This is a genomic window from Streptomyces sp. NPDC040589 (assembly GCF_055594445.1).
In genome coordinates this window covers 1,037,220-1,062,729 of sequence record NZ_JBVIWP010000002.1, presented here as the reverse complement: position 1 = coordinate 1,062,729, position 25,510 = coordinate 1,037,220, and the positions used below count along the sequence as shown (strand labels likewise).

22 protein-coding genes and 3 pseudogenes are annotated in these 25,510 nt (G+C 70.1%); 20 read left to right on the top strand and 5 right to left on the bottom strand.

The genetic code is table 11. The features are described from left to right. Positions 1-6: 6 nt before the first annotated feature. Together ACZ58V_RS11770 and ACZ58V_RS11765 are read left to right on the top strand one after the other, a co-directional pair. Positions 7-639, top strand: coding sequence for a helix-turn-helix domain-containing protein (locus tag ACZ58V_RS11770; protein WP_356036568.1), 633 nt, complete (start codon positions 7-9; stop codon positions 637-639). 126 nt (positions 640-765) lie between these two features. Beyond that, a complete protein-coding gene (locus ACZ58V_RS11765) occupies positions 766-2,040 on the top strand; it encodes an ammonium transporter (RefSeq protein WP_471289779.1) in 1,275 nt (424 codons plus the stop codon). Here ACZ58V_RS11765 and ACZ58V_RS11760 read toward each other — a convergent pair. The 3 genes and pseudogenes from ACZ58V_RS11760 to ACZ58V_RS11750 all read right to left on the bottom strand — a co-directional run bounded on the left by ACZ58V_RS11760 (position 1,980) and on the right by ACZ58V_RS11750 (position 3,661). Beyond that, entirely contained in the window at positions 1,980-2,498 is a 519-nt protein-coding gene (locus tag ACZ58V_RS11760; RefSeq protein ID WP_471289953.1) for an arsenate reductase/protein-tyrosine-phosphatase family protein, read from the bottom strand. The genes ACZ58V_RS11765 and ACZ58V_RS11760 overlap by 61 nt on opposite strands. Positions 2,499-2,546: 48 nt before the next feature. Further along, positions 2,547-2,660 (bottom strand): annotated as a pseudogene (locus tag ACZ58V_RS11755) (three-helix bundle dimerization domain-containing protein); the annotation flags it as partial. Positions 2,661-3,013: 353 nt separating this feature from the next. Continuing rightward, positions 3,014-3,661 (bottom strand): TetR/AcrR family transcriptional regulator, encoded by a 648-nt coding sequence (locus ACZ58V_RS11750; RefSeq protein ID WP_356036575.1) that lies wholly within the window; start codon positions 3,659-3,661, stop codon positions 3,014-3,016. Positions 3,662-3,861: 200 nt separating this feature from the next. Between ACZ58V_RS11750 and mhpA the strand changes: the two genes are divergently transcribed. The 9 genes and pseudogenes from mhpA to ACZ58V_RS11705 form a co-directional block, all read left to right on the top strand. Next, positions 3,862-5,427 (top strand): bifunctional 3-(3-hydroxy-phenyl)propionate/3-hydroxycinnamic acid hydroxylase MhpA, encoded by a 1,566-nt coding sequence (gene mhpA, locus ACZ58V_RS11745; RefSeq protein ID WP_471289777.1) that lies wholly within the window; start codon positions 3,862-3,864, stop codon positions 5,425-5,427. Next, positions 5,424-6,509: an alpha/beta hydrolase family protein gene (locus ACZ58V_RS11740; protein ID WP_471289776.1), complete on the top strand. Its 1,086-nt coding sequence runs from the start codon at positions 5,424-5,426 to the stop codon at positions 6,507-6,509. Before mhpA ends, ACZ58V_RS11740 begins: the two co-directional genes overlap by 4 nt. 9 nt (positions 6,510-6,518) lie before the next feature. Then, on the top strand, positions 6,519-7,382 hold the full coding sequence (locus ACZ58V_RS11735) for a dioxygenase family protein (protein WP_471289774.1): 864 nt from the start codon (positions 6,519-6,521) through the stop codon (positions 7,380-7,382). 23 nt (positions 7,383-7,405) lie between these two features. Continuing rightward, a complete protein-coding gene (locus ACZ58V_RS11730) occupies positions 7,406-8,434 on the top strand; it encodes a maleylacetate reductase (protein ID WP_471289952.1) in 1,029 nt (342 codons plus the stop codon). A gap of 25 nt (positions 8,435-8,459) precedes the next feature. Then, on the top strand, positions 8,460-9,218 hold the full coding sequence (locus tag ACZ58V_RS11725; RefSeq protein WP_471289773.1) for an EthD domain-containing protein: 759 nt from the start codon (positions 8,460-8,462) through the stop codon (positions 9,216-9,218). A gap of 504 nt (positions 9,219-9,722) precedes the next feature. Then, positions 9,723-10,622: a helix-turn-helix domain-containing protein gene (locus tag ACZ58V_RS11720; protein ID WP_471289772.1), complete on the top strand. Its 900-nt coding sequence runs from the start codon at positions 9,723-9,725 to the stop codon at positions 10,620-10,622. 165 nt (positions 10,623-10,787) lie between these two features. Then, positions 10,788-12,062, top strand: coding sequence for an acyl-CoA dehydrogenase family protein (locus ACZ58V_RS11715; protein WP_471289771.1), 1,275 nt, complete (start codon positions 10,788-10,790; stop codon positions 12,060-12,062). Between the two features lie 71 nt (positions 12,063-12,133). Continuing rightward, the gene (locus ACZ58V_RS11710) at positions 12,134-12,622 is read left to right on the top strand and encodes a flavin reductase family protein (RefSeq protein ID WP_471289770.1); all 489 of its coding nucleotides are present in this window, start codon (positions 12,134-12,136) and stop codon (positions 12,620-12,622) included. Between the two features lie 69 nt (positions 12,623-12,691). Next, positions 12,692-12,802, top strand: a pseudogene (locus tag ACZ58V_RS11705) (DNA-binding response regulator); the annotation flags it as partial. Between the two features lie 137 nt (positions 12,803-12,939). Here ACZ58V_RS11705 and ACZ58V_RS11700 read toward each other — a convergent pair. Further along, complete coding sequence (locus ACZ58V_RS11700; RefSeq protein ID WP_471289769.1) at positions 12,940-13,935, bottom strand: GlxA family transcriptional regulator; 996 nt, start codon at positions 13,933-13,935, stop codon at positions 12,940-12,942. 151 nt (positions 13,936-14,086) lie between these two features. Between ACZ58V_RS11700 and ACZ58V_RS11695 the strand changes: the two genes are divergently transcribed. From ACZ58V_RS11695 to ACZ58V_RS11685, 3 genes are all read left to right on the top strand, one after another. Next, a complete protein-coding gene (locus ACZ58V_RS11695; protein ID WP_356036599.1) occupies positions 14,087-14,392 on the top strand; it encodes a putative quinol monooxygenase in 306 nt (101 codons plus the stop codon). Between the two features lie 129 nt (positions 14,393-14,521). Beyond that, entirely contained in the window at positions 14,522-15,154 is a 633-nt protein-coding gene (locus ACZ58V_RS11690) for a YbhB/YbcL family Raf kinase inhibitor-like protein (RefSeq protein ID WP_471289767.1), read from the top strand. Between the two features lie 31 nt (positions 15,155-15,185). Then, a complete protein-coding gene (locus tag ACZ58V_RS11685) occupies positions 15,186-15,728 on the top strand; it encodes a YbhB/YbcL family Raf kinase inhibitor-like protein (protein ID WP_471289766.1) in 543 nt (180 codons plus the stop codon). Between the two features lie 367 nt (positions 15,729-16,095). Here the strand turns inward: ACZ58V_RS11685 and ACZ58V_RS11680 are convergent, their stop codons facing one another. Next, entirely contained in the window at positions 16,096-16,710 is a 615-nt protein-coding gene (locus ACZ58V_RS11680) for a TetR/AcrR family transcriptional regulator (protein ID WP_471289764.1), read from the bottom strand. 328 nt (positions 16,711-17,038) lie between these two features. On the opposite strand from ACZ58V_RS11680, the gene ACZ58V_RS11675 reads away from it, so the two are divergent. The 6 genes and pseudogenes from ACZ58V_RS11675 to ACZ58V_RS11650 all read left to right on the top strand — a co-directional run bounded on the left by ACZ58V_RS11675 (position 17,039) and on the right by ACZ58V_RS11650 (position 25,343). Further along, complete coding sequence (locus ACZ58V_RS11675) at positions 17,039-18,253, top strand: oxygenase MpaB family protein (protein WP_471289763.1); 1,215 nt, start codon at positions 17,039-17,041, stop codon at positions 18,251-18,253. Between the two features lie 206 nt (positions 18,254-18,459). After that, the gene (locus tag ACZ58V_RS11670; protein WP_471289762.1) at positions 18,460-19,959 is read left to right on the top strand and encodes an MFS transporter; all 1,500 of its coding nucleotides are present in this window, start codon (positions 18,460-18,462) and stop codon (positions 19,957-19,959) included. A gap of 503 nt (positions 19,960-20,462) precedes the next feature. Then, positions 20,463-21,053 (top strand): TetR/AcrR family transcriptional regulator, encoded by a 591-nt coding sequence (locus tag ACZ58V_RS11665; RefSeq protein ID WP_471289761.1) that lies wholly within the window; start codon positions 20,463-20,465, stop codon positions 21,051-21,053. A gap of 155 nt (positions 21,054-21,208) precedes the next feature. After that, positions 21,209-23,428: pseudogene (locus tag ACZ58V_RS11660) on the top strand (MMPL family transporter); the annotation flags it as partial. After that, on the top strand, positions 23,414-24,307 hold the full coding sequence (locus ACZ58V_RS11655; protein ID WP_471289951.1) for an MSCRAMM family protein: 894 nt from the start codon (positions 23,414-23,416) through the stop codon (positions 24,305-24,307). The pseudogene ACZ58V_RS11660 and the gene ACZ58V_RS11655, both read left to right, overlap by 15 nt. A 196-nt stretch (positions 24,308-24,503) precedes the next feature. Further along, positions 24,504-25,343: a YceI family protein gene (locus ACZ58V_RS11650; RefSeq protein WP_471289760.1), complete on the top strand. Its 840-nt coding sequence runs from the start codon at positions 24,504-24,506 to the stop codon at positions 25,341-25,343. Positions 25,344-25,510: the final 167 nt, after the last annotated feature.

Genomic DNA, 25,510 nt, shown 5'->3' with positions numbered 1-25,510 from the left:
GCGCCGGTGACCGAGCACGCCGAACACCCCGAACCCGTGGCGGACGCCGACCATGCCGACGACAAGGCGCTGGAGCGCATCATCGCCGTCCGGGCCCGCGAATACCGGCAGGCGGCCGGGCTGTCGGTCGGCGAGATGGCACAGCGGGTCGGCATCTCCAAAGCCATGCTGTCGAAGATCGAGAACGCCCAGACCGCGTGCAGCCTCACCACCCTCTCCCGGCTCGCGCGCGGTCTCGACGTCCCCGTCACCGCCCTGTTCCGGGGCATGGACGACGAACGCGAGGCCGTCTTCGTCCCCGCCGGACACGGCGCCCGCATCGTCCGGCGGGGCACCCGCGTCGGCCACGAATACGCCCAGCTCGGCTCGCTCAGGGGCGCTCACAAGCGCATGGACGCCCTGCTGGTGACCCTGACCGAGCAGAGCGAGGTCTTCCCGCTGTTCCAGCACGCCGGCACGGAGATCATCTACATGCTGGAGGGCGAGATGGTCTACGGCCACGGCAAGTCCAGCTACACCCTGGGCCCCGGCGACGCCCTCCAGTTCGACGGCGAGGCTCCGCACGGCCCTGAACGGCTCGTCGAACTGCCCATTCGCTTCCTGACGGTGACCGCGTTCGGGGACAGCCCGCAGCACTGAAACCCGGCCTTAATTCGCCGTGGAACTGTCCTGTAACGCACCGCCGGTCTACTGCGGGGAAACGTCGTTTCCTTCTGTTGGACCTCTCCGCGGAGCGTACATATGGACACCGGAAGTACCGCTTGGATGCTTGCGAGCACGGCACTCGTCTGCCTGATGGTGCCGGGGCTCGCACTCTTCTACGGCGGCATGGTCGCCGCCAAGAGCGTGCTCAACATGATCATGATGACCTTCGGGGCCGTCGCTCTGGTCGGCTGCATCTGGGTCGTCTACGGCTACTCAGCCGCGTTCGGCGACTCCATCGGCGGCGCCGGGATCCTCGGTGACGTCACCGAGTTCTTCGGCATGAACGGCGTCATCACGGACGACCCCAAGGCCGTCATCCCCCTCTCGGTCTTCGCCGCGTTCCAGGCGCTGTTCGCGGCGCTCACCGCGGCACTGATCTGCGGGGCGATCTCGGACCGCATCAAGTTCGGGGCCTGGATGGCCTTCACCGGCATCTGGGTCACCCTGGTCTATCTGCCCGTCGCCCACTGGGTGTTCGCCTTCGACGGCGACGACGTGGTCGGTGGCTGGATCGTCAACAAGCTCGGCGCCATCGACTTCGCGGGCGGCACCGCCGTCCACATCAACTCCGGCGCGGCGGCCCTGGCGATGATCCTGGTCCTCGGCAGACGCATCGGCTGGCAGAAGGAGACGAAGGGTTCTGAACGGCCTCACAACCTCCCGCTGGTGATGCTCGGCGCGGGCCTGCTCTGGTTCGGCTGGTTCGGCTTCAACGGCGGCTCCGCGCTGACGTCCTCGAACGCCGCCTCCGTCGTCGTCCTGAACACCTTCACCGCCACCTGCTCCGCCATGCTCGGCTGGCTCCTCGTCGAGAAGTTCCGCGACGGCCACGCCACGAGCCTCGGCGCCGCCTCCGGCGCCATCGCCGGCCTCGTCGCCATCACCCCGGCCTGCGGCGCGGTCTCCCCGCTCGGCGCGCTCGTCCTCGGCGCGGTCGGCGGCGCGGTGTGCGCCCTCGCCGTCGGCCTCAAGTACAGGTTCGGCTACGACGACGCCCTCGACGTGGTCGGCATCCACCTCGTCGGCGGCCTCACCGGCACCCTGCTCGTCGGCATCCTCGCCACGTCGGACGCACCCAACGGCGTGGACGGCCTCCTCTACGGCGGCGGCCTCTCCCTCCTCGGCAAGCAGGCGGTCGGCGCCTTCGCCGTACTGGCCTACTCGTTCGCCGTGACCTGGGTCATCGCCAAGGCGCTCGACAAGACGATGGGGCTGCGGGTCCGCCCCGAGGTGGAGGAGGAGGGCGTCGACGTTCACCTGCACGCGGAGAGCGCCTACGACCTCACCCACCCACCGACCACCGCCCCGACCCCCGCGCCTACTGCTGCGGTATAGGGAAGCCACCTTCCGCCGCCCAGCCAGGTTCTTCCTTCGATGCGGATCAGCAGGTTGTGCGGGGTACGGAGTTCGGGTCGCGGCAGGGAGGCGAGCAACTCGGTGATGTGGGTGCCGATCTCGTCGCGGATACCGCGGACGACGGCGAGCGGGGGGCCCTCGGGGTCTGTGAGCGGCCAGTCCGGATAGCGACGCCCCGGCACAATCGGGCAGGCATCCCCACACCCCATCGTGATGACGACGTCGGCGGCCTGCACGACCTCGTCCGTCAGTGGCTTGGGGAACGCGTCCGCAAGGTCCACACCGCCCTCGGTCAGCACCTGCGCGACGACCGGCCCGACCTCGGCCGCTGGGCGCGTGCCCGCCGAGGAGACGACCACGTGGCCTCCGGCGCGGTGGGCGAGGAGGGCGGCGGCCATCTGGAAGCGGCCCGCGTTGTGGCCGCACACGAACAGCATGCGCCGCAGACCGCTGCCAGGCGCGCCCTGGACATGCGCGAGCGCGTCCAGCCGCTCGGCGGCCGTGTGCTCGGCCAGCACGACCAGGTGGGTGCGGATACGGGCGTGCTCGGCGAGGCGCTCGTAGGAGTCGGTGACGAGGCGCTGGATGGTCTCTGGTGAGACGCGGCCACGGACCGCCTCGCGGAGGGGGGATGGCGGGGCAGGGAAGGCGTGGGGCTGTGCACTGCGTGGGCGTGCTCGCGGGCCGGTCCGTGCCGTCGTGACCGGGAGGCAGCCGGACCCGGGTGCGGGGCGCGGGTCGTGACAGGGTTACCTATATGTGAATCAAGAATCACATCTGTCTTGAGGGATCGCTCACATACGGCAGAGCGCTCGTCAAAACCTGCGCGCTTGTGTTTCGGCAGGTTCTGTGCCCGTGGGCGTTCGGCGGCGGGCCGGGAGGCTCGTCGGGGCGGCTGCCCGGCCCCGTCGGCCCGGCATCCAGTGCGTGTGGGGGAGGAGGTGCCCCCTCCTCAGTTGCCCTGCGAGGCACCGAGGAGGTAGGAGACGACCGCCGTCTGGAGGTGGCTGCGCAGTTCGTTCCATGGCAGTGGGCGGTCGGACTCCAGGAACTCGCCCTGAGTGATGCGGTGCGCGATCGCGGCGTAGATCAGGCGGAAGGCGAAGTCCAGCGCGGCCGCCGGGTCCGGGTGTGCGATGGGTGTGTGACGCAGCGCCTCGGCGAAGTTGTGATTGCCCTCGACGCTGACGCGGGAGCCCTCGGCTCGTACTGCTTCGTGCCGGGTGCCGAGCAGCAGGAAGACACGCAGCAGGGCCTCGTGCGCCTGGAAGGCGTCGCTGATCGCGCCGACCGCTTCGGCGATCGCCACGGCCGGATCGCGCAGGAGGCGCAGCCGTTCCACGGACATGCGCTCCGCGATCTCGGCCTGGAGGTTTTCGGTGAAGGCGTGCTGGATGGCCAGCAGGAGTCCTTCCTTGTCGCCGAAGCGGCGATAGATGCTGCCGACCGCCATGCCGGCCCGCTCGGCGACCGCGGCCACGGTGAGGGCGTCCACTCCGCCCTCTTCGAGCAGTGCGTACCCGGCTTCGAGGATGCCCTGCTGTGAACGTCGACTGCGCTCTTGGAGGGCGGCGGGCCTGCCGGTGGTGGACTCGGTCACTCGCGCAGTTTACCGACCGGGCTCTTGACGTCCATGTTGCAGGTATGTGAATCTAACTTCACATTGAATGTGAGCAGCGCCTCACATATGGGCTGCTGCGCGCACGGTCGCGCTCCCGCCCCCTCTCTCCCACGTCACCCCTCTCCCGTCTTCTCACCTCACCCCTCGCAGTGGCGCGGGGGTGTTCCCGGAGGTGTTTCATGGCTCCGCTCCCTGATGTCCACGACGTCGCGGTCGTCGGCTACGGACCGACCGGCCTCGTCGCCGCATCCTTGCTCGGCCGGCTCGGTCATCGGGTGGTGGTGTGCGAGCGCTGGCCGGCCCTGTACGGGCTGCCCCGGCTCACCCACATCGACGACGAGACCGCCCGCACCATCCAGGCGGCGGGCGACATCGACGAGGCGCTGCGCGACTCGTCGATGTGCGAGTACCTGTGGGTCAACGGCAAGGGTGAGACGCTCGTGCGTATTCCGGCGAATCCTGACGGCCCGATGGGCTATCCGGACCACATCTCGATGTACCAGCCGGACGTGGAGAGCGCGATCGACAAGCGGCTGCGCGGCTACGGCACGGTCGAGGTCCGCCAGGGCTGGGCGGTCACCGGCCTCGACCAGGACGGCGACGGCGTCACCCTGCGCCTGCAGGGCTGGAACACCGAGACGACCTGTGCCGACGGTCCGCACGACGAGGTCCGCGCCCGCTATGTGATCGCCGCCGACGGCAGCCGCAGCGGGGTGCGGGAACTGCTCGGCGTGGAGCGTGAGGACTTCGGCTTCAACGAGCAGTGGATCAACATCGACACCGAGTGGCTGCGCCCGCAGCCCCCGGAGTTCGCGTACGGCACCCAGTACTGCGACCCGGCCCGCGGGCACATGACCATCAACATCGGGACCACCCGGCAGCGATTCGAGTTCGCCCTGCTGCCGGGCGAGACCCGCGAGGAGATGGCAGATGCGGAGGTCGCTTGGCGGCTCCTGCGCCACTATCACGACCTTGGCCCGGACGACGTACGCATCATCCGCCAGCTGGTCTACGGCTTCGAGGCCCGCATCGCCACCCGCTGGCGGACCGGCCGCGTCTTCCTTGCCGGCGACGCCGCCCACACCATGCCCCCGTACCTTGGCCAGGGCGCCTGCAGCGGCATACGCGACGCCACCAACCTCGCCTGGAAACTGCACCTCGTCCTCGGCGGACTGGCGCCCGACGCACTCCTGGACACCTACGAGAGCGAGCGCCGTCCGCACGTCACCGCCCTCACGCACGCGGCCATCGGCCTCGGCAAGGTCGCCAACACGCACGACGCCGAGGCCGCGGCGGCCCGGGACGCCGCCTTCTTCGCGGGCAAGGTGCCGCCGCCGCCGCCGTTCCCGCCGCTGAGCGACGGGGTGCTGCGGCCCAGTACGGGCGCGCCGGCCGGCACCCTCACCCCGCAGGGCCGCATCCGTCTGGCCGACGGGCGCACCGGACGCCTGGACGACCTGACCGGCTACGGCTTCGTCCTGGTCGCCGCCGAGGATCCGACCGCCGCCCTCGGTCCGGAGAGGCTCGCCCTGCTGAAGCGCCTGGGCTGCGCCGTGGTCGCCCTCGACACCGCCCGCGACCTCGACGGACGGCATCGGGAGTATCTCCACCTGCTCGGTGCGGTTGCGTATCTGGCGCGCCCTGACTTCGTGTTGTTCGGTGCGGCGGCCGACAGCGCGGATCTCGGCAAGCTGGTGGACGATCTGGACGCGGCGCTGTCCGGAACGGTCCAGGCGGCAGTATGACAACCGGGAATCCTGAAACGTCCCCCCTGGTCGCCGCCCAGCACCGGGCCATGCCCTACACCCGGCTCACCGACTGCGGCATGGACCCCGCCGACGCCCGCCGGCTGCTGGCCGACACCGCTGCCGGTACGCCGTGGCAGGACGCCGCCGCGGCCATCGCTCAGGCACAGCTCGAACGAGCCCGCCTCGCCGAGGAGTCGGGACACCGTGCGACAGCCCGGCAGGCCTACCGGTTCGCCTCGGCGGCCCTGATGTTCGCGCAGATGGCGTACCAGACCGACACGGCGGAGAAGCGGGATCTGTACGCCGGGCACATGGCTGCGACCACCGCTCTCGCACCGGCCGTGGAGCGCGTGGAGATCCCGCACCGCGGTAGCGCCCTCGGCGGCTGGCTGTGCCTGCCCCCGCACGGCACGCCCCGAGCCACCGTCATCGTCTGGGGCGGGCTCAGCGGCTGGGGGGCGGCATATCTGCCCGTCGCCGACGCGTACACCGCACGCGGCCTGGCCTGTCTGCTCGCGGAAGGCCCCGGTCAGGGCGAGACGCGGCTGCGGCACGGGCTGTACGTCGACGAGCACGTAACGGAGGGCTTCGCCCGCTTCGTCGACCTGGTCGAGGCCGATCCCCGCCTCGCCGGCGTCATCGGGGTGCAGGGGATCAGCTTCGGCGGCCTGTTCGCCGCCCATCTGGCCGCCGCCGATCCGCGCGTCGGCGCGGTGGTCGTCAACGGCGCTCCGGCGGTACCGACCGTCCTCGAATTCCGCACTGCCCGCGAGCAGCTGGCCGCCGTCGTCGGCACCGACGACCTGGACCGTGTGGCCGAGGTCATGGCCGCCCTGCGCTTCGACCCGGACAAGCACCGCATCACCTGCCCGCTGCTCCTGCTGCACGGCGGCCGGGACGCCCTCGCCCGCTACGAGGACCAGGAGCCCTTCCTGCGCGCCGCCGACCCGGCCACCTCCACCGTCCGCATCTGGCCCGACGGCGAGCACACCCTCTACAACCACGCGGCCGAACGCGACGCGCTGACCGGCGACTGGTTCACCGATCAGCTCGTCGGCCAGGGCACCCCGGAAGGATAGGAACATCCAGTGGACTTCACCGTCGAGACCGCCACCGACGCGGTGGTGGACAGCTTCCGGGAGACCAAGGACCAGCGGCTGCGGCAGGTCATGGAGAGCCTGACCCGCCACCTCCACGACTTCGTACGGGACATCGAACCCACGATGGAGGAATGGGAAGCGGCGATCGGTTTCCTCACTGCCGTCGGGCAGAAGTGCGACGACACTCGCCAGGAGTTCGTCCTGCTCTCCGACGTCCTGGGCGTCTCCATGCTCGTCGAGACCCTGAACGGGTCCGAAGTGGGAACCGAGAGCACCGTCCTCGGCCCCTTCCACATGACCGCCTCGCCCCGCCGCGAGCTCGGCGAGTCCATCGACCTGTTGGGCACCGGACGGCCTTGCGTAGTCTCCGGCCGGGTCCTGGCTGCCGACGGCACGCCGTTGCCGGACACCGAACTCGACGTGTGGCAGTGCTCGGAGGACGGCTTCTACGACGTCCAGCAGCCCGACGTCCAGCCGCCGGGCAACGGACGCGGGCTGTTCCACACGGACGACGAGGGCCGCTACTGGTTCCGCGCCGTCGTCCCCTCCCACTACCCGATCCCCACCGACGGCCCCGTCGGCCGCCTGCTCGAAGCCACCGGCAGGCATCCCTACCGGCCCGCCCACGTCCACTTCATCGCGAACGCCGAGGGGCACCGCCCGGTCACCACCCATGTGTTCGTCGCCGGCAGCCCCTACATCGACTCCGACGCCGTCTTCGCCGTCAAGAGCGGCCTGATCACCGACTTCACCGAGTCGTACGACGAACCCGACGCCCAGCGCTTCGGCGTGACCACACCCTTCGTACACGCCCGGTTCGACGTCGTGCTGGCCCCGGAGGGCACCCGGTGACCTTTACGTACGAGGCCCTGCCCATGCGGGTGATCTTCGGCGCCGGCAGTCTCCGTCAACTGCGCGACGAGGCCGAGAGGTTGGGACTGCGCCGGCTGCTGGTGCTGTCCACCCCCGGTCAACGCGCCCTCGCTCAACAGGCCGCCACCCTCCTCGGCGACCGTTGCGCCGGGATGTTCACCGAGGCTCGCATGCACGTGCCGGTCCAGGTCGCCGAAGCGGCCCGCGCGGCCGCACGCGATGCGGGCGCGGACGGCTGCCTGGCCATCGGCGGCGGCTCCGCCATCGGCCTGGGCAAGGCGATCGCACTGACGTCCGGCCTGCCCCTGATCGGTGTGCCGACGACCTACGCCGGCTCCGAGATGACGACCGTGTGGGGGCTCACCGAGAACGGGCGCAAACGCACCGGTCGGAACCGGGCCGTCCTGCCCCGCAGCGTCGTCTACGACCCCGAACTCACCGTCGGCCTCCCCGTGGACATGTCGGTGACCAGCGGGTTCAACGCCGTCGCCCATGCCGTGGAAGCCCTGTACGCGCCCGACGCCTCGCCCATCGTGTCCCTGATGGCCGAGGAAGGCGTGCGCTCACTGGTCGCGGCCCTGCCGGTCATTGCCGCCGACCCCGGCGACATGGCGGCCCGCACCGACGCGCTGCGCGGGGCGTGGCTGTGCGGGGCGTGCCTGGGGGCCACGACCATGTCGCTGCACCACAAGCTGTGCCACATCCTGGGCGGCACCTTCGACCTGCCCCACGCCGCCGTACACACCGTCCTGCTGCCGTACGTCGCCGCCTTCAACCTGCCCGCCGCGCCGGCTGCCGAGCAGGCCCTGCGCCGTGCGCTGGCCACGGACGACGTACCGAAGCATCTCGCGCGAGTGTCAGCAGAGCTCGGCGCTCCGCGCTCACTCGTCGACCTCGGTCTCACGGTGCCCGACGTCGACGACGTCATCGCCCAGGCACAGGACCAGTCCTACGCCAATCCGCAACCGGTCGCCGCGGAAGCTCTCGGCTTCCTCCTCTCGGCGGCCCTGCAGGGAACCCTCGCACCTTGACCGGCTCTTCTCACAGGAGGTTGAAATGATCAAGTTGGTGGCCGCCGTACGGCGGCGCCCCGGTATGACGCGCGCCGAGTACACCGAGTACACCGAGAAGGTGCACGGCGGGATCGCTCTCGCCAACAAGCTGACCGTGCGCAAGTACGTCCAGAACCACGTCCTCGACGGCGCCTACGGCGCGATCGGGGACGTGGGCTACCAGGTGACGCTGCCCCGCGACTCCGTGACCGAACTGTACTTCGACGACCCGTCGTCCATGGGGCAGACCTTCGCGGACCCCTACGCCCGCGACGTCGTCGGTCCCGACGCGGTCAACTTCAGCGACCAGCCGGCCGCGCTCAGTCTCCTCGTCGAGGAGAGCGAGGCCGAGGCACCCCGGCCCGCAGGCGGCATAGTGAAGGTCCTCCACTTCCTCAAGGCCGCCGACGGTGCCGCCCCGGAGGTCTTCCACAGCGGCCTGCTAGGGGCGTACGAGGACGTGCTCGCCGACCCGTCCGGGCCTGCCAGGTACCTGCGCGGCCACCAGTGGAACAGGGCCCTCCCTGGGGACGGCATGGCGGCGTACTTCGGAAGCACATCGGAGCAGCCCTCGTACGACGCCTACTCCGCCTTGTGGTTCGACGAAGCGGACGCCCTGACCGGCTTCCGCGCCTGGCAGCAGGCCCTGGCCGGCCACGCCGAGAAGCACGGCGCGCTCCTGAAGCCCTCGCTGTCCTTCTTCCTCCTCACCCGCGAGGTCGTGATCTTCGACGACCTGGCCGACGGCGGCACCGCCGCATGACCTCGTAAGGCTGACGGGCGCGGTCTCATCGACTCAGGACCAGTTATGCGGCGGCCCACGTTGCTCGGAGTCTTACCGGCTGGAAGGTAGGGGAACTATCAATACCTTCCTGAGCCGCTGACGAAAAAGGGTACGCCCGCCGTACAGCATGGCCTTTCACGAGGAGCTCTCGGCCGCCTGCGGCCAGCGGGTTGTTCGCTTCCCGCGGCGACATCGCCCACCAGACCACACATCCCTTTTCCCAGACGCAAAGGGACTCTTGAGCACATGGGCCCCTGCCCCGGCAGTGGACCGAGGCCCTACGATGGCAGAACTCGTCCAGTTGCACTCGCGAAGTTGTGCGGCTTGCGTCATCAGTCTGCCCGGCCCAGGTATCCGGGGTGACCTCGCTGGTCGGCGGTGACGCGTGACTGACCGATTGAGGAGGGGATCGTGGGGGAAGCGGCGCGGTCGACCGGTCGGTGGTTCCGGTTGACGACCACGGAACTGCCGGAAGAGGAGCGGTTGCAGCAGTGGGAGACGCGCATCAGCCGGACGGTGACGCCCCTGCGCTGGCGTAAGCTGCAGCCGCGTTTCGATGCCAGTCTCACGCTGGCCGAGTCCGGTTGCCTCGGCTTGGTCCGCGTCACCGGCAGCGCTCACATCGTCGAACGCGACAGCGAACACATCCGCGCCGCCCGGGGCGAGTATGTCAAGGCCTCCGTCCCCCTCAGAGGCAGGATCGCCTTCTACACGGGCGACGGTGCATGGACACTGCGCCCGGGCCAGGCCCTCATCCACGACTCGGACCAGGTCTTCTCTCTCGGCTCCACCCAGGGGGCGGCGGAGGTCGCGGTCATCATGCGGAGGGCCGTCTACGAAGACGCGGTGGGACCGATCGACCGTGCCGTGCCACAGGTGATCAACCCCGAGGGCACCGCCGGCGCCTATATCGCTGCTCTGGGCCGCTTACTGGAGGCGGCCACTCGTTCCGAGGCCGCGCCGAAACCCGATGAAACCGCCGTCCTGGAACTCCTCAGCGCCCTGTCCACCGGCGGACGCGCCACTGTCTCCGCCCGCACCCACTACGAAGCGGCCTGCGAGGTCATAGAACGCAGCCTCTACGAGTCCGCTCTGGGTGCCGAATACATTGCGGCGCGGATCGGTATCAGCGGCCGCCATCTCTCCCGCGTCTTCGCGGCCCAGGGAACCACCGTGCCGCGATACATCCTCGGGCGGCGGCTCGTTCACGCCCACCGCCTGATCACCTCTCCCGAAGGCGGGGCCCTCACCGTGGCCGAGACAGCCCAACGGTGCGGATTCGCCTCGCCCTCCCACTTCTCCGAGAAGTTCGCCAAGCGCTTCGGCATCCGTCCGGCGGAACTCCGGCGGCAGACGCGCAGCGCCTCATCAGCGACCGGTTGAGGGCGAGGGCGCGGTTCAAGCAGCGTCGTACGCGCGTGGATCCGCCACCTCTACCCGTTTCCGTCGTCTCCTGGACCATTGCTCGCCTGCGGCGAACCGGCACCACAAGACTTGCCACACAGGCCCCTGCCCCACCACGGGGCCCACGGCAAAAGGAGAAGCAGCATGACGGCGATCGGCGACGGCACGGGCGCCACCGGGCTGATGAAGCGTGCCATTCCGCAGCCTGAGCCTGGTCTTACGGCCGAGACGGTGATCCAGCGAGCCCGCGACATGCGCGACCACCTCCGCGCCGAGCAGGAGGCGACCGAGAAGCGGACCCACTACTCGCAGGAGACCCACGAGAAGTTCGAACAAGCCGGTTTCTACCGCATGCTCATGCCCAAGGCGTTCGGCGGCTATGAAATGCGGATCAACGACTTCATGCATGTGATCGTCGAGATCGCACGCGGCTGCCCGTCCACCGGCTGGTGCTTGTCCCTCGGCTCCTCGCACGTTCTGATCCTCGCCGGGCTGTACAGCCTCGAAGTGCAGTCCGAAGTGGTGGGCCCGGACGGGCACTTCGTGGCGCCCAACCGCCACGCTCCCTCGGTCCGGGCGGTTCCGCACGAGGACGGCTGGGAGCTCGACGGTACTTGGGAGTACTCCTCGGGCGCCCCGTACTCCACCCATGTGATGAGCGCCGTGAGGCTGCCCGCCGGAGAAGACGGTGTGCCCCGCGTCGGCCTGGCGCTGGTGCCCCGATCGCAATACACCGTGCTCGACGACTGGGGGAGCACGCTCGGGATGCGGGGCAGCGGCTCGCACTCCATCCGGGTGAAGAACGCGGTCGTGCCCTCGGATCACGTGGTCGAGATCGAGTCGGACCAGTTCAGGCTGGACACGACCATAGGGATGACGGCACACGGAAACCCCATGTACACCGGTCGGATCATGGGCGTTCTCATGTCCGAGCTGCTCGCCATCGAGATCGGCCTGGTACACGCGGCGCTCGACGAGTACACCACGGTGCTGCATGAGAAGAAGCCCATGTGGAATCCGCGGACAACGCGTGCGGAGGACCCGCGCTATCAGGAGTGGTACGGCCAGGTGACCACCACTCTGGACGTCGCCGAGGCCGTCCTGGACCGGGTCGGGGACGAGTACCACAGGCTGTGCGAGCGCGAGGTCGCCGGCGGGGGCGAGTTCTCCCAGGCCGACGACCTGCGTCTGATGAGCATGGCCGGGTACGGTTGCCGGATCCTGACCGAGGCGATGGACCTCCTGGCCCGCACCGGTGGGTCGAGCGTGATGCGCCACGGCTCACGTCTGGAACGCTACTGGCGGGACATGAGCGCCTGCCGCACACACGGTTTCGCACTGATGCGGGAGACCACCGCGGTGCAGACCGGCTCCGCGCTGCTCGCAGCCGATGGCGCTGCGAAGGCGAGCGAGCGATGAGCTCTGGGTACCGGGGTCCGAGCGGAGGTACGCAGGAACGAGCGGATATCGATCCGGCATGCTTCCGGGACGTGCTCGGCCGGTTCTGCTCGGGGATCACGGCGGTGACGGCCACGGTCGACGGCCGCCCGGTCGGGCTCACCTGCCAGTCGTTCATGAGCATGTCGCTCGAGCCGCCCCTGGTGGCCTTTGCTCCCGCGGTCACCTCCACGAGCTATCCGTTGATCCGGGAAGCCGGCCACTTCGCGGTCGGCGTCCTGGCCGAGGACCAGGCCGACGTGGCCACGGCGTTCTCGCGGAGCGGCCGAGACAAGTTCACCGGTAGGGCGTGGCACCACGGGGTCACCGGCGCTCCGCTGCTCGACGGGGCGATCGCCCACATCGAGTGCGAGCTGGTCGAGGAGTACGCCATAGGTGACCATCTGCTGGTCGTCGGACGGGTCGTGGCCTTGTCAGGCCACCCCGATGCCGCGCCCCTGCTGTACTTCCGGGGGGCCTTCGGCGCCCTCTCCGCCGGCCGCGACCGTCGGCTGTGTCGCGGTGAGGCACCACCGAGCTGATCGGTGTCGCCGTCGCAGCGGTCGTTCTGCTGATCACCTTCGGGCCGGTCGTGGCAGCGGGTCATGGCCGCCGAACTGCGCGCCGGCGCCGGCGGCTTCCTGCTCAAGGGCGCCCGCCCCGAGGAACTCGTGGCCGACGTCCACGCGGGCATCGCCGTCGACGTCGTGGCACCCGCGCTGATCGGCGGCACCCGCATCAGGTCCGCCGACGCATGACAGGACGACACCCTGCCGGCCCCCATCCCGGTCGGCCGCCTTGGCCGGGTCGGCAGGGTCGCGGCGTTGGCCGTGTCCATGCCGGCCCACGCCAGAAGGGCCTACGGCGACGGTGTGCGCCGTGCCCGGTGATCAGCATCGCCATGGCGCAGCGCCTCCAGGGACGAGCCCCGCCGGCGGCGGACGAGTTCGCGCAGAGTGCTGACGTTGCGATAGCCGACCCGGCCGGCGATCGTCTCGGCGCTGAGGGTGGTGGTGCGCAGCAGGAAGGTCGCCTCGTCCAGCCGGATGTCCTGGATGAAGTCCAGTGGTGATCTGCCCAGGACGGCCTGTGCGGTGCGCTGCAGGGTGCGCATGCTCACGCCGAGAGTGCGCGCGGCCTGGGCCAGTGGCGGCGGATCGGCCAGGTGCGCTCGGGCCCACCGTTCGAAGGCGGTCAGCAGTGGGTCCGCCTGGGCCAGCTGGGTCGGGAGCGCGAAGGCGGCTTGCGAGGGGCGGTCGCCGATCAGCAGGTACCGGGCGACGAGGTCGGCGAGTTCGGGGCTGCGCCGCTGCACCACCCACAGCGCCAGATCGATGTGAGCGAAGGCGGCACCCGCCGTGGTGACGCAACTGTCCTGGATCAGCGTTCGCGAATCCTCCACCGCCACCTCGGGGTAACGCCTGCGGAAGGCCGGTCCCAGCCACCAACTCGTCGTGGCGCGGCGGCCGTTGAGCGTGCCGGACTCGGCCAGGAAGAACGCTCCGCTGCACGCGGCGGCCAGGGGGATCCCGGAGTCGGCCGAGGCCGCTGCGAGGTCGAGGACCCAGGCGTTGGCCGGCTCTCGGACCGCCGCGACCACGTGCTCCGGAGCCTTGAAACCGACGGCCGGCATGAGCAGGAGGTCCGCCCCGTGCGAGAGCTCTGCGACCGGGACGGTCGCCAGGCTCAGCCCGTTCGCGGTGCTGACCTGGGACCCCGCACCGACCACGGTCACCGAGAAGGGCGGCGCGTCACCGTCTCCCGCGCTCAGGGCGTTCGACGCGTTGAGCACGTCCATGATCGCCGAAAGCCCGGAGTCGAAAATGCCGTCGATGGCTGCCAGCACGATGCGCATGGCGTAAATGGTACTGGAATCGTCGTTTCCGCCACTCCTGGCTCGTTCGCCGTGACCATACGTTGTTCGCAGGCCGGGGCCCCACCGCGGCCCGCCGTTCTCGTCACCGTAGGCGTTGCGGCATCTCACGACTCACGCAAGGAGAGATTTCGTGGCGCTCAAGCTCGGAGTCCTGGCGCTGCTGACCGCGAAGCCCGGCAAGGAGGCGGAGCTGGCCGCGTTCTTGAACGCCGGCCGCGGCATCGTCGAGGACGAGGCCGGTACCCAGGTCTGGTACGCCTTCCAGGTCGACAGCGCGACCTTCGGCATCTTCGACGCCTTCGCCGACGAGGACGCGCGCCAGGCGCACCTCAGCGGCCGCATCCCGGCGGCCCTGTCCGAGGTCGGCCCGGAACTCCTGGCCGCCGACCCCGACATCCGCCTGGTCGACGTTCTCGCCCTCAAGCACGCCGCCTGAACTCGCCGGCTCCTCGGCAGCGCACGAGCCCGCGATCGGACTGTGGCCCTTTCTCAAGCAGGGCACAGCACCAGGTCGGGCCCGGTTCCCCGCCATCGTCATTCGCCATCCCGTTCCACGGAGAAGTTCATGAGAAAGACCGTTCGCAACCTTGCCGTGCTGAGTGCCGCCGCCGCCGTGGTGGCGGGCGTCAGCGTGGTGGCCACCGCGGACAGCGGCAGTGGTCATACGACAGTCACGCAGCGCGACAGCTACGGCCACACCAAGGTCCGCAGCGGAATCCCGGCCGGTGCCGCCCGCTTCACTGTCAGTAGCCCCGACGTCCGCGACGGCGGCGCCATCCCGGCCACCTCCTTTGCGAACACCTTCGGCTGCACCGGTGGGAACGAGCAGCTCCGGCTGGAGTGGAGCGGTGCTCCGAAGAACGCCCGCAGCTTCGCGGTGTCCATGCAGGACGTGGACGCACCGACCGGCAGCGGCTTCTGGCACTGGATGACCTGGGACATCCCGGCCGGCGAGAAGAGCCTTGGCCGGACTCTTCCGGCCGGTGCCGTCGTGGGCGCGAACGACAGCGGCGGCTCCGGATACATGGGCCCGTGCCCGTCGGCCGGCGACATCACCCACCGCTACAAGATCACCGTTTACGCCCTCGACACCCCGAGCCTGGGCTTGCCGGCCACCGCCACGCCCGCCGTGGCCGCCTTCACCCAGGGCAGCCACATCCTGGGCTACGGCGATATCACGGCCACCGCCCGGCGCTGAACCCCTAACAGCCCGAAAAGGAAAAGACACGATGAGTGCCAACGACCCCTTTGCCCGCCTTCCGGAGGCGGCGACCTTCACCGTCACCAGCACCACCGTCGCCGATGGCGCCACCTGGCCCGCCGAGCAGTACTCCGGCGCCTTCGGTGTACCCGGCGGCAAGGACGTCTCCCCGCAGCTGTCCTGGAGCGGCGCCCCCGAGGGCACCAAGAGCTACGCCGTCACGGTGTACGACCCTGACGCCCCCACCGGCTCCGGCTTCTGGCACTGGGCGGTGGCCGACATTCCGGCCAACGTGACCGAACTGCCCGAGGGGGCGGGCGACGACACCGGCTCGGGTCTGCCCGAGGGCGCCTTCCAGCTGCCCAACGATGCCCGCGCCGCCCGCTTCATCGGCGCAGCCCCGCCCGCCGGGCACGGCCCGCACCGCTACTTCGTCGTGGTGCACGCCCTCGACGTCGAGTCCATCGGCGTCCCGGCAGAGGCCACCCCGGCCTTCCTCGGCTTCAACGTCACCAGCCACATCCTCGGCCGCGCGGTCCTCACGGTCACCGCCGAGATCCCGGCGGCCTGACGAACGGCCATGCTGAGGGGTCTCATCCACGATCGTGGGTGAGACCCCTCAGCACACGCGTATCCGCAGTGTCTGGCCGCACCGCGTCTCGGCAGCCGACCGTGCGGCGCCGGCGTGCCGTCTTCCGATGGTGCCAACGCTCTGTGCCAGAGCCCTGTGCGTGGATGCAGACCGCGAGGACAAATCGCAGTTCGCGTGCGGAACCTGTCGGCCTCGGCGGCGCCGATCTCGCGCCGCTGGGTGAACGGTCGCTACAGCCGTCGGCCGACCTGGGGAACTGGCGGCCGCCCGTTGAACACCGCGTCGCCTCCGGGGTCGGCCCGGCCCCGGCGCGACCGACGTGACGGCGCCCCGCCCGGGTGGTGGATCAAGCCCGGAGGTGATCCTCGGACCCTGTCGACAGCAGTCCGTTGACGACCAGTGCCGCCAGTGATTCCGCCGTGGCCGTGAGCTGCTCCGGCGAGGCGGGCACAGGCCTGCCCATGCGCCGCGCCAGAGGCTCTTGCACAACTCCCGCGACGGGAGGGACGACGGCGAAGAAGAGCACGTCCAACGGAACGGGCGCGATGCGTCCGGAGGTGACGAGCCGCTCGATGCTCGGGACCATGAGCTGCAGGGTCGGGGCGATGTAGCGTTCGTACAGGTAGTCCAACCGCTCGGTGTCCCGGGACAACTCGTCGAGCAGGATGCGGTCGATCCCCGATGTGTCCACGGCGGCGCTCCGGTAGAAGCTGGTGATGAACTGCCGCAGCCACTCGGCGTCGTCCAGCGAGGGATCCACCTGCGGCAGGCGCGCCAGCTGCGCCTCCAGCGCGGAGTCCACCACCGCGCGCCAGAAGGCCAGCTTGGACCCGTAGCGGTCGTTGATGAAGTTGTGGCTGACGCCCAGGCGGCGGGCCAGCTCGCGTGCGGAAGCATGCTCGTAGCCCAGCTCCGCGAAGGCCTCGAGCCCTCGTTGCAGGATGCTTTCCTCCCCGGGCACCGCGGGAGTACCCGCACCGGGGCGCCCCGGCCGTCGAGTGGATTCGGCTCCTGCGCCCACCGTCGCCTCCAGAAATGTTTCCTCGTGCCTGCGTGGCCTGCGTCCCGGCAGGTCCGGGCCCGCGACCATCCCACGAACCCGCGAACAGCTTACTTGACACCTGTCAGAATCAGATTAATCTGACAGGTGTCAGGCGGCATCCTCCGTGCAGGGGAAGCGACTTGAGCAGCCGCTTTCCGCAGGGCTGATCCGCGTGGATCGGCACACGAGCACGTCTGACCCTCACCTGGCGGCCGGACCGCCGTACCTGCTCGAAAGTGAGAGCCCCATGGACGCCAAGCACACACCCCGCGAGGCCCCCGAGCGCGTGGCCGGCCTGGAGGCGGCGCGCCGTCGGCACGGCGCCAAGGCCGACCATGTGGTGACCCTGCTCACCGCCGGGGATCCGCTCGCCGATGCCGTCATCGCCGAACTGGACTTCTACGGTCCGCGGGCACGGCGTGCCCTCGACGCGGGCCTCAGGCGCGGCCTGTCGAGTCTTGGCCAACAGCCCCCCGCAGCGATCCGCGCGCTGCTGAGGCAACTGGAGGCCACCCCTTCCTGGGTGGACCCGCTGATGCTCCACAGGGGCGATGTCGTGAGCCTGTCCGTGCCGCCCATGTGGTTCGGGCTCTGCTCGATCACCGGCGCGCTCGCGCACATCTACTCCTCCCCGGCCACCGCACGGCTGCTGGCCGGAACAGGCAGGCCGGCGGACATGGCCGCACGTCGGCTCGCGGAGACCGAGGTGTGGGCGCACCAGGCCATACGGCCGGGAGGGCTGCTGCGCGGACGACCGGGGTACCTGGCCACGGTGGAGGTCCGGCTGGCCCATGCCCGTATGCGGGCCGCGACCCTCACGGACTGGGACAGGGGCGCCCGGGGCCTGCCGATCGGCCAGCTCGACATGGCCCGCACCTGGCTCGGCTTCACCCTCATCGCCTGCCAGGCCCTGGCAGCCGTCGGCATCGACATCACTCCCGAGGAGGAGCGTTCCCTCTATCAGTACTGGTCGTACGTCGCCCATCTCCTGGGGCTCGACGAAAGCCTTCACAAGGACGTGGCCGACCACGCCGGCGCGCGCTGTCTGCAGGACCTGCTGGACGCCACGGCAGTCGCGCCGGACGAGAACTCGAGGGCACTGACCGCCGCCATGGTCGACGCACAGGCCCGAGCCATGGCCGGCGCGCCGGGCGCCGTCCTGTCCGAGGAGCAGCTGCGCCACCTCATCGGCAACGTGCTGCGGCGGGCCTTCGGGGAGGAGTGGGGAGACCGCCTGGGCATCCCCGGCATCCCCGCCGCCACCGACCTCATGCCGCTGATCAGCCATCTCAATCGCCAGGCCCAGTACTGGCAGACCTACTCGCCCGCCTCGGCCCACGAAGCTCGCCGCCGGGCGCTGGAGGGGCCCGCGACCGAGCTGCAAGCAGCCGTCCTTCCCTGTGACCCCTCCTCGTGCCGTCGTAACGCGGGAGCCGTTCGCCCGAGCGCCTGGGCGGCCTGATCATCCTTCCTGCCGCGACGTGCGGCCGACGGTGGCCGTCTCCGGAAAGGCGTGTCCCGCTTCGTTCGCGCCGCCTCGCATCGCCGAGCAGTGACTTCGGCGCCCCGGTCACCGCCCGCATCACGTGACGAGCTCCACGACGCAGCCGTCCGACCCCGCACCGCCGAACGTTCCATCCCTTTGCCCACTTCTCATGGAGTTCCGTCATGTCCAAAACCCCCGCGGAGACGGCCACCGTGTCCGTCCTGCCGTCCGCCGACGCACAGCCCCGCCATCGCTGGTGGATCCTCGCCGTGATCGGCCTGGCCCAGCTCATGGTCGTCCTGGACGCGACGATCGTGAACATCGCCCTGCCCTCCGCGCAGAAAGACCTGGGCTTCTCCGACGGCGACCGGCAGTGGGTCGTCACCGCCTACGCGCTAGCCTTCGGCAGCCTGCTCCTGCTCGGCGGCCGTCTGTCCGATCTCTTCGGCCGCAAGATCACATTCCTGGTCGGGCTGGTCGGTTTCGCCGGGGCCTCCGCCCTGGGAGGCGCCGCGAGCAGTTTCGAGATCCTCATCGTCGCCCGCGCCGCGCAGGGGCTGTTCGGTGCGCTGCTCGCCCCCGCCGCGCTGTCCCTGCTGACCACGACGTTCACCGACGCCAAGGAGCGTGCCAGGGCCTTCGCCGTGTACAGCGCCATCGCCGGTGCCGGCGGTGCCATCGGTCTGCTCCTCGGCGGAGTCCTCACCGAATACCTCGACTGGCGCTGGACCCTCTACGTCAACCTCGTCTTCGCCGCGGCCGCCTTCATCGGCGGTGTTCTCCTGCTCCAGAGCTCCGGCCGCGACAAGAGCGTGAAGATCGACGTTCCCGGTGCCGTTCTGGTCACCGGCGGCCTGTTCTGCCTGGTCTACGGCTTCTCCAACGCCGAACACCACGACTGGAGCTCCCCGGCCACCTGGGGCTTGCTGATCGCCGGAGTCGTCCTGCTCGCCGCATTCACCTGGTGGCAGACCCGCTCCGCACACCCCTTGCTGCCGCTGCGGATCCTGCTCGACCGCAACCGCGGTGCCTCCTTCATCTCCATCCTGATCGTCGGCGCCGGCATGTTCGGCGTCTTCCTCTTCCTCACCTACTACCTGCAGCAAAGCCTGGGCTACACCCCCGTCAAGACCGGGTTGGCCTTCATGCCGATGATCGTGGCGCTCATGCTCGCCACCACTCTCGCCACCAGCCGGCTGATCCCCCGCTTCGGCCCCAAGCCGGTGGTGCCGCTGGGGATGGGCGCCGCCGCGGCCGGCATGATCTGGCTGACCGCCCTGGACCTGAACAGCAGCTACGCCACGCACGTCATGCCCCCGCTGATCGTGGCGGGGCTGGGCCTGGGTCTGGTGATGGCCCCGGCCATGAGCCTGGCCACCACGGGCGTGGCCGTCGAGGACGCCGGCGTCGCCTCCGCCGCCGTCAACACCATGCAGCAGGTCGGCGGCTCCCTCGGCACGGCCCTGCTCAACACCCTCTTCACCAGTGCCGTCACCGACTACCTGGCCGGCAAGAACCCCAAGGACCCCGCCGTCCTCGCCCAGGCAGGGCTGGAGGGGTACTCCGCCGCCTACTGGTGGTCGGCCGTCTTCTTCGCCGCCGGGCTGGTCATCAGTGTCCTCCTGTACCGGCGCGGGGTTCCGGCCACCGACCCCGATGCCGCACCCGTGGTGCACATGTGAGCTTCCGTTAGAGGCCGCACCCGCTCCCAAACTCACGAACGGCCCGCCGGGAATCCGGCGGGGCGTTCGGACTCACCCGTGTGGGCCCCGGCGCGACAGCCCCTCCCGGCTACCCGCCGTCGGGAGGACGCCCCGGAAGGCGGAGACGACCTGGCGCGGTCGGGCCTCGTCGGCGAGGGCCGGCGCGGAGGCGGGTGGGCCGCTCGAACTCACGGGCGATGAGGGTCATCGTGCGTCGATGTCCTCACGTTCGGGCAGGGCCCTGGACGACCCAACTCCACCCAACTCCACACTCGAACCGGCAAGTTGGGGCACTCGACGGGAGAGGCCGCCACTCGCGCACTTCGTGACTGAACGAGGCGTTGGGCAGGCGTAACCGTTTCACCGAGTCGGCTGGACTTCAAGAATGTGACGTACGAAACGGTTTCGTTTTTTTGGAGGTCGGGGTACGGTCTGGATGTGTAGACGTACGAAACCGTATCGTTCACCTAGGAGGTGAGGGTATGGCCGAGGTCGCAGCGTCGCGCCGCGGTCGGTTCACGCCCGAGCGTGAGGCTGCGTTGTACGCGGCCGTGTTCGACCTGCTCCGCGAAGTCGGCTATGACTCGCTGACCATGGACGCGGTGGCCGCGCGCACCAGGACCAGCAAGGCGACGCTCTACCGCCAGTGGGGCGGCAAGGCCGAGCTCGTCGTCAAAGCGTTGCGACACACCAAGCGCGGCAGCGTGGCCGACGTCGATACCGGATCGCTGCGGGGCGACCTCCACGGCCTGCTGGTCCGCGAGGACGATTCCGCAAGGGAACAGCTCTCCGCGCTGATCCGTGGCCTGGCCGTGGCGCTGCACCAGTTCCCGGATCTCGGACAAGCCTTCCGGGAACTGATCGTCGAGCCGGAGATGGACGAGTTCCGCCGGGTGTTGCGGCGCGCTGTCGACCGGGGCGAGGTCCGTGCGGACAACCCCGCACTGGACTATGTGGCGCACATGCTGATCGGCGCGTTCGTCGCCTCCGCCCTGATCTACGACCAGCCGCCGACGGAGGCGTTCCTGCATGCGTACCTCGACGCAGTGGTCCTCCCCGTCCTCGGCGTGTGAGTCCCGCCCTTTCCTCACGTCCCCGGCCGTAACCGACCCCCACGCGTACCTGACACGACCTCCCCCATGCCTGCCTAAGGGGCATGGGAGGTGCCCATCGTCGGGCCGACCCCCTCTGTCCTCAACAACCCCACGACTGACCGGGAGTACGTCTCGTGGCCACGTTCCTGTACAAACTCGGCCGCTTCGCCTTCCGGCGACGGCACCTCGTAGCCCTGTTCTGGGCAGCGCTGCTGGCCGTCGCAGGCGTCGCGGCGTTCAACGCGCCCTCCGCGGGCGCATCGTCCTTCTCGATCCCCGGCACCGAGGCCCAGAAGGCCTATGACCTGCTGGACCAGCGTTCCCCGGGCGCGAGCGCGGACGGAGCGACCGCGCGGGTCGTCTTCAAGGCACCCGCGGGCGAGAAGATGACGGACGCCGACAACAAGGCGGTCGTCGAACAGACCGTCAAGGAACTCGGTTCGGGCGCCGAAGTGGGCTCCGTCAGCGACCCGTTCACGTCACCGAACGCGGTGAGCAAGGACGGGAGGACCGTCTACGCGCAGGTGAAGTACAAGGCCCCGGCCATGGAGCTGGAGGACTCCACCAAGGACTTCCTGGAGAAGACGGTGGAGGAGTCCCGACACTCCGGGCTGACCGTCGAGGTGGGCGGTGACGTCCTCCAGACGACGCCCCATACGGGCGTGGGGGAGATCGTCGGCATCGGCGTCGCAGCGGTCGTCCTCGTCGTCACCCTGGGTTCGCTGGTCGCGGCCGGGCTGCCGCTGCTGACCGCGATCATCGGGGTGGGCATCGGCGTGGCGGGCATCACGGCCCTCGCGAACACACTCGACCTCGGCACCACCACCTCCACGCTGGCCCTGATGATCGGCATCGCCGTCGGCATCGACTACGCCCTGTTCATTCTCTCCCGCTACCGGGCCGAGCTGGCGGAGGGCCGCGAGCGCGAGGAGGCGGTCGGGCGGGCCACGGGCACGGCCGGCTCGGCGGTGGTCTTCGCCGGGCTGACGGTCGTGATCGCACTCGTCGGCCTCTCGGTCGTCAACGTCCCGATGCTGACCAAGATGGGCATCGCCGCAGCCGCCACGGTCGCGATCTCGGTGGTGATCGCTCTCACGATGATCCCGGCGCTGCTCGGGTACGCGGGCCGCAGGATCCGCCCGATGGGCAAGAAGCCGAAGGGCAGGAAGGCGGAGGCCTCCGCGGAGGCTGAGGGCGCGGCCAAGCCCAACATGGGTACCCGTTGGGCGCAGTTCGCCGTACGCCGTCCCGCCGCCGTCCTGCTGCTGGCCGTGGCCGCCCTGGGCGCGGTGGCCGTTCCGGTGACCCAGCTGGAACTCGGGCTGGGCGACGACGGGCAGCAGCCGAAGTCCACGACACAGCGGCAGGCGTACGACCTCCTCTCCGAGGGCTTCGGCCCCGGCTTCAACGGTCCGCTCATGGTCGTCGTCGACACGAAGGACAGCGGCGACCCGAAGGCGGCCGCGACCACGGTGACCGACGAGATCAAGGGCCTGAAGGACGTCACGTCAGTCAGCCCGGCGCTGTTCGACAAGGCCGGCGACACGGCGACGATCACCGTCATCCCGGACTCCAAGCCGTCCTCGACCGAGACCGAGGACCTGGTGCACGCGATCCGCGACAAGGCCGACGGCATACAGGCCGACACGGACGCGCGGGTGCTGGTCACCGGCACGACGGCGATGAACATCGACTTCTCGCAGAAGCTGACCGACGCGCTGATCCCCTACCTGGCCCTGGTGGTCGGCCTCGCCTTCCTGCTCCTGATGGTGGTCTTCCGCTCGATCCTGGTCCCGCTGAAGGCGGCCCTGGGCTTCCTGCTGAGCGTGCTGGCGGCGCTGGGTGCCGTGGTCGCGGTCTTCCAGTGGGGCTGGCTGTCCGGCCTGCTGGGCGTCGAGGAAACCGGCCCGATCATGTCGATGACGCCGATCTTCCTGATCGGCGTGGTCTTCGGCCTGGCGATGGACTACGAGGTGTTCCTCGTGACACGGATGCGCGAGGCCTACGTCCACGGCGAGGAGCCCAAGCAGGCCGTGGTGACCGGCTTCAAGCACGGCGCGCGCGTGGTCACGGCCGCCGCGATCATCATGATCTCGGTCTTCGCCGGGTTCATCGGCTCCAGCGAGTCCATGGTCAAAATGATGGGCTTCGGTCTGGCGATCGCGGTCTTCTTCGACGCGTTCGTCGTCCGCATGGCCATCGTCCCGGCCGTCCTGGCCCTGCTGGGCACGAAGGCCTGGTGGCTGCCGAAGTGGCTGGACCGCGTCCTGCCCAACGTGGACGTGGAGGGCGAGAGGCTGCGTACGGCGGATTCGGGGAAGGACACGGAGATCCCGTCCGTGGAGCGGGAGCCGGTTCCGGTGCGGGAGCCGGTGCTCGTGGGCGCCGGTGGGCTGCAGCAGAGCACGGAGACCCAGTCGCCGTCCGCGTACGCCTCGGCAGGGGAAGGGTCCCCCGGGGAGCAGGCCGGACCGTCCATCGGAGGCCAGGTGCGCGGCGCGGAAGGCGCGGGCGTGAGCGGCGCCACCCTGACGCTGATCTCCCTGACCGGACGTCAGCTCGGCCGGACCGTCGCCGGGGCCGACGGGCGGTACGCACTGCCGACGCCGGGCTCCGGCTCGTACGTCCTGATCGCGTCCGCCGACGGCCACCAACCGCAGGCCGCCACCGTGGTGGTGGGCGAGGAGCCGGTGATGTACAACGTGCTGCTCGCCGGGACCAGTGGGCTGGCCGGAACCGTGACCGACGGGGACGACGGGTGGCCGGTCGAGGGCGCCCTGATCGTCGTCACCGATGTGCGCGGCGAGGTGCTGGCGACGGTCAAGTCCGACGACAAGGGCGGCTACTCCATCGCCGAACTGCCCGCTGGTGACCTTACGGTCGCCGTCAGCGCCGGCGGCCACCGGCCCACCGCGGTGCCGGTCCAGATCTCCGGCGCGGGCGTGACCCGGCTGGACGTCCGCCTGCGGTCGGGCGCCCAGTTGCAGGGCGTGGTGCGCGCCGGGGCCGATCGGCTGCCGCTGCCGGACGCGCGGGTCACCCTGGTCGACCCGGCGGGCAACGTGATCGGCACGACCACCACCGGGTCGGACGGCACGTACGCCTTCACCGACCTGGACGCGGGCGCGTACTCGCTGATCGCCGGCGGCTATCCGCCCGTCGCCACCACGCTCACCGTCGACGGCGGTGGCGTGGACGGCTTCGACCTGGAGTTGCGCCACCCCGAGGGGTGACCCCCTCCAGGCCGACACAGACGCCGGTCCGTACGGCTGCGGATGCGTACGGACCGGCACCACAGGGCCCCGGCCGGGGCGGCCGGAGCAGGGGACGGCACAAGCCGCCCCGGCCGGGGCCCGCACCGCATCGCGGCCTTCTGGGGACTTCATCGCAGGTTTCCGGGGACTTCAATTCCTTCGAGGGGTGACAACCATGACCACCACCGGAACAGGCGGCGGCCTGCGGGCCCGGATCCGCACCAAGGACGGCTGGGCCGTCCCGCACGCCGTAGTGACCGTCACCGACATGACGGGTCAGCAGATGCTGCGCGAGGCGGCGTCGCAGGACGGCCTCGTGGCGACCGGAGCTCTGCCGCGGGGGACGTACACCGTGATCGTCACCGCCGTCGGCTACGGCCCGGCCGCCGCCACCGCCATCGTGACCGCCTCCGGCGGCGCCGACCTCGGCTCGCTGGTGCTGGCCCGCGCCGGGGGCGTGGAGCTTCCGCCGCCCGGGCCGTGGACGATCGACCCGGTGCACTCCACCGTGAGCGTGGTCGCCCAGCACCTCGGACTGAGCAGTGTGCACGGCCGGTTCACGGAGTTCGGCGGCCGGATCGAGGTCGCGGACAACCCGCTGTCGTCGAGCGTGGAGGCGGTCATCGAGGCCGCCTCGATCGAGACGGGCAACGGGATGCGCGACGGCCATCTGCGCTCCGAGGACTTCCTCGGCGTGGACGTCCATCCCAAGATCACCTACCGCAGCACGGGCATCACTCCCGCGGGCGAGGCCCGCTGGACCGTCCACGGCGAACTCGTCCTGCACGGCGTGGCCCGGTCCGTCGACCTGGACCTGTCCTACCTCGGCACCGGCCCGGACCCGTGGGGCGGCGTACGGGCGGCGTTCCGCGCGACCACCGAACTGCGGCGCGAGGACTTCGCCATGAACTACAACCAGGTCGTCCAGGCCGGCATCGCGGCCGTCGGCACGACCCTTCGCGTGGAGCTGGACATCCAGGCTGTGCAGGGGGAGCAACTGCCGCCCGTCGCATGACCGGCCACCGGTGATCAGATACCGGTTACCGGCTACCGGTTACATACAGGCGTGCGCCGCCCGGGGGGACCCAGAGGGGGGGAGGCAGTATGGGCGGCCGGCGGATCTTTGTGGGTTCAAGTAATGGCGAAGAAGTCCTCGTTGTCGCTCCATGTTATCTGCGTGGT

Bases quoted from the DNA above. Each gene is read 5' to 3' on its own strand.
- ACZ58V_RS11675 (WP_471289763.1), top strand. From the start codon at position 17,039: ATGGACGCCAAGCACACACCCCGCGAGGCCCCCGAGCGCGTGGCCGGC.
- mhpA (WP_471289777.1), top strand. From the start codon at position 3,862: ATGGCTCCGCTCCCTGATGTCCACGACGTCGCGGTCGTCGGCTACGGA.
- ACZ58V_RS11740 (WP_471289776.1), top strand. From the start codon at position 5,424: ATGACAACCGGGAATCCTGAAACGTCCCCCCTGGTCGCCGCCCAGCAC.
- ACZ58V_RS11715 (WP_471289771.1), top strand. From the start codon at position 10,788: ATGACGGCGATCGGCGACGGCACGGGCGCCACCGGGCTGATGAAGCGT.
- ACZ58V_RS11650 (WP_471289760.1), top strand. From the start codon at position 24,504: ATGACCACCACCGGAACAGGCGGCGGCCTGCGGGCCCGGATCCGCACC.
- ACZ58V_RS11730 (WP_471289952.1), top strand. From the start codon at position 7,406: ATGCGGGTGATCTTCGGCGCCGGCAGTCTCCGTCAACTGCGCGACGAG.
- ACZ58V_RS11765 (WP_471289779.1), top strand. From the start codon at position 766: ATGCTTGCGAGCACGGCACTCGTCTGCCTGATGGTGCCGGGGCTCGCA.
- ACZ58V_RS11690 (WP_471289767.1), top strand. From the start codon at position 14,522: ATGAGAAAGACCGTTCGCAACCTTGCCGTGCTGAGTGCCGCCGCCGCC.
- ACZ58V_RS11725 (WP_471289773.1), top strand. From the start codon at position 8,460: ATGATCAAGTTGGTGGCCGCCGTACGGCGGCGCCCCGGTATGACGCGC.
- ACZ58V_RS11760 (WP_471289953.1), bottom strand. From the start codon at position 2,498: ATGCTGTTCGTGTGCGGCCACAACGCGGGCCGCTTCCAGATGGCCGCC.
- ACZ58V_RS11670 (WP_471289762.1), top strand. From the start codon at position 18,460: ATGTCCAAAACCCCCGCGGAGACGGCCACCGTGTCCGTCCTGCCGTCC.
- ACZ58V_RS11685 (WP_471289766.1), top strand. From the start codon at position 15,186: ATGAGTGCCAACGACCCCTTTGCCCGCCTTCCGGAGGCGGCGACCTTC.
- ACZ58V_RS11665 (WP_471289761.1), top strand. From the start codon at position 20,463: ATGGCCGAGGTCGCAGCGTCGCGCCGCGGTCGGTTCACGCCCGAGCGT.
- ACZ58V_RS11700 (WP_471289769.1), bottom strand. From the start codon at position 13,935: ATGCGCATCGTGCTGGCAGCCATCGACGGCATTTTCGACTCCGGGCTT.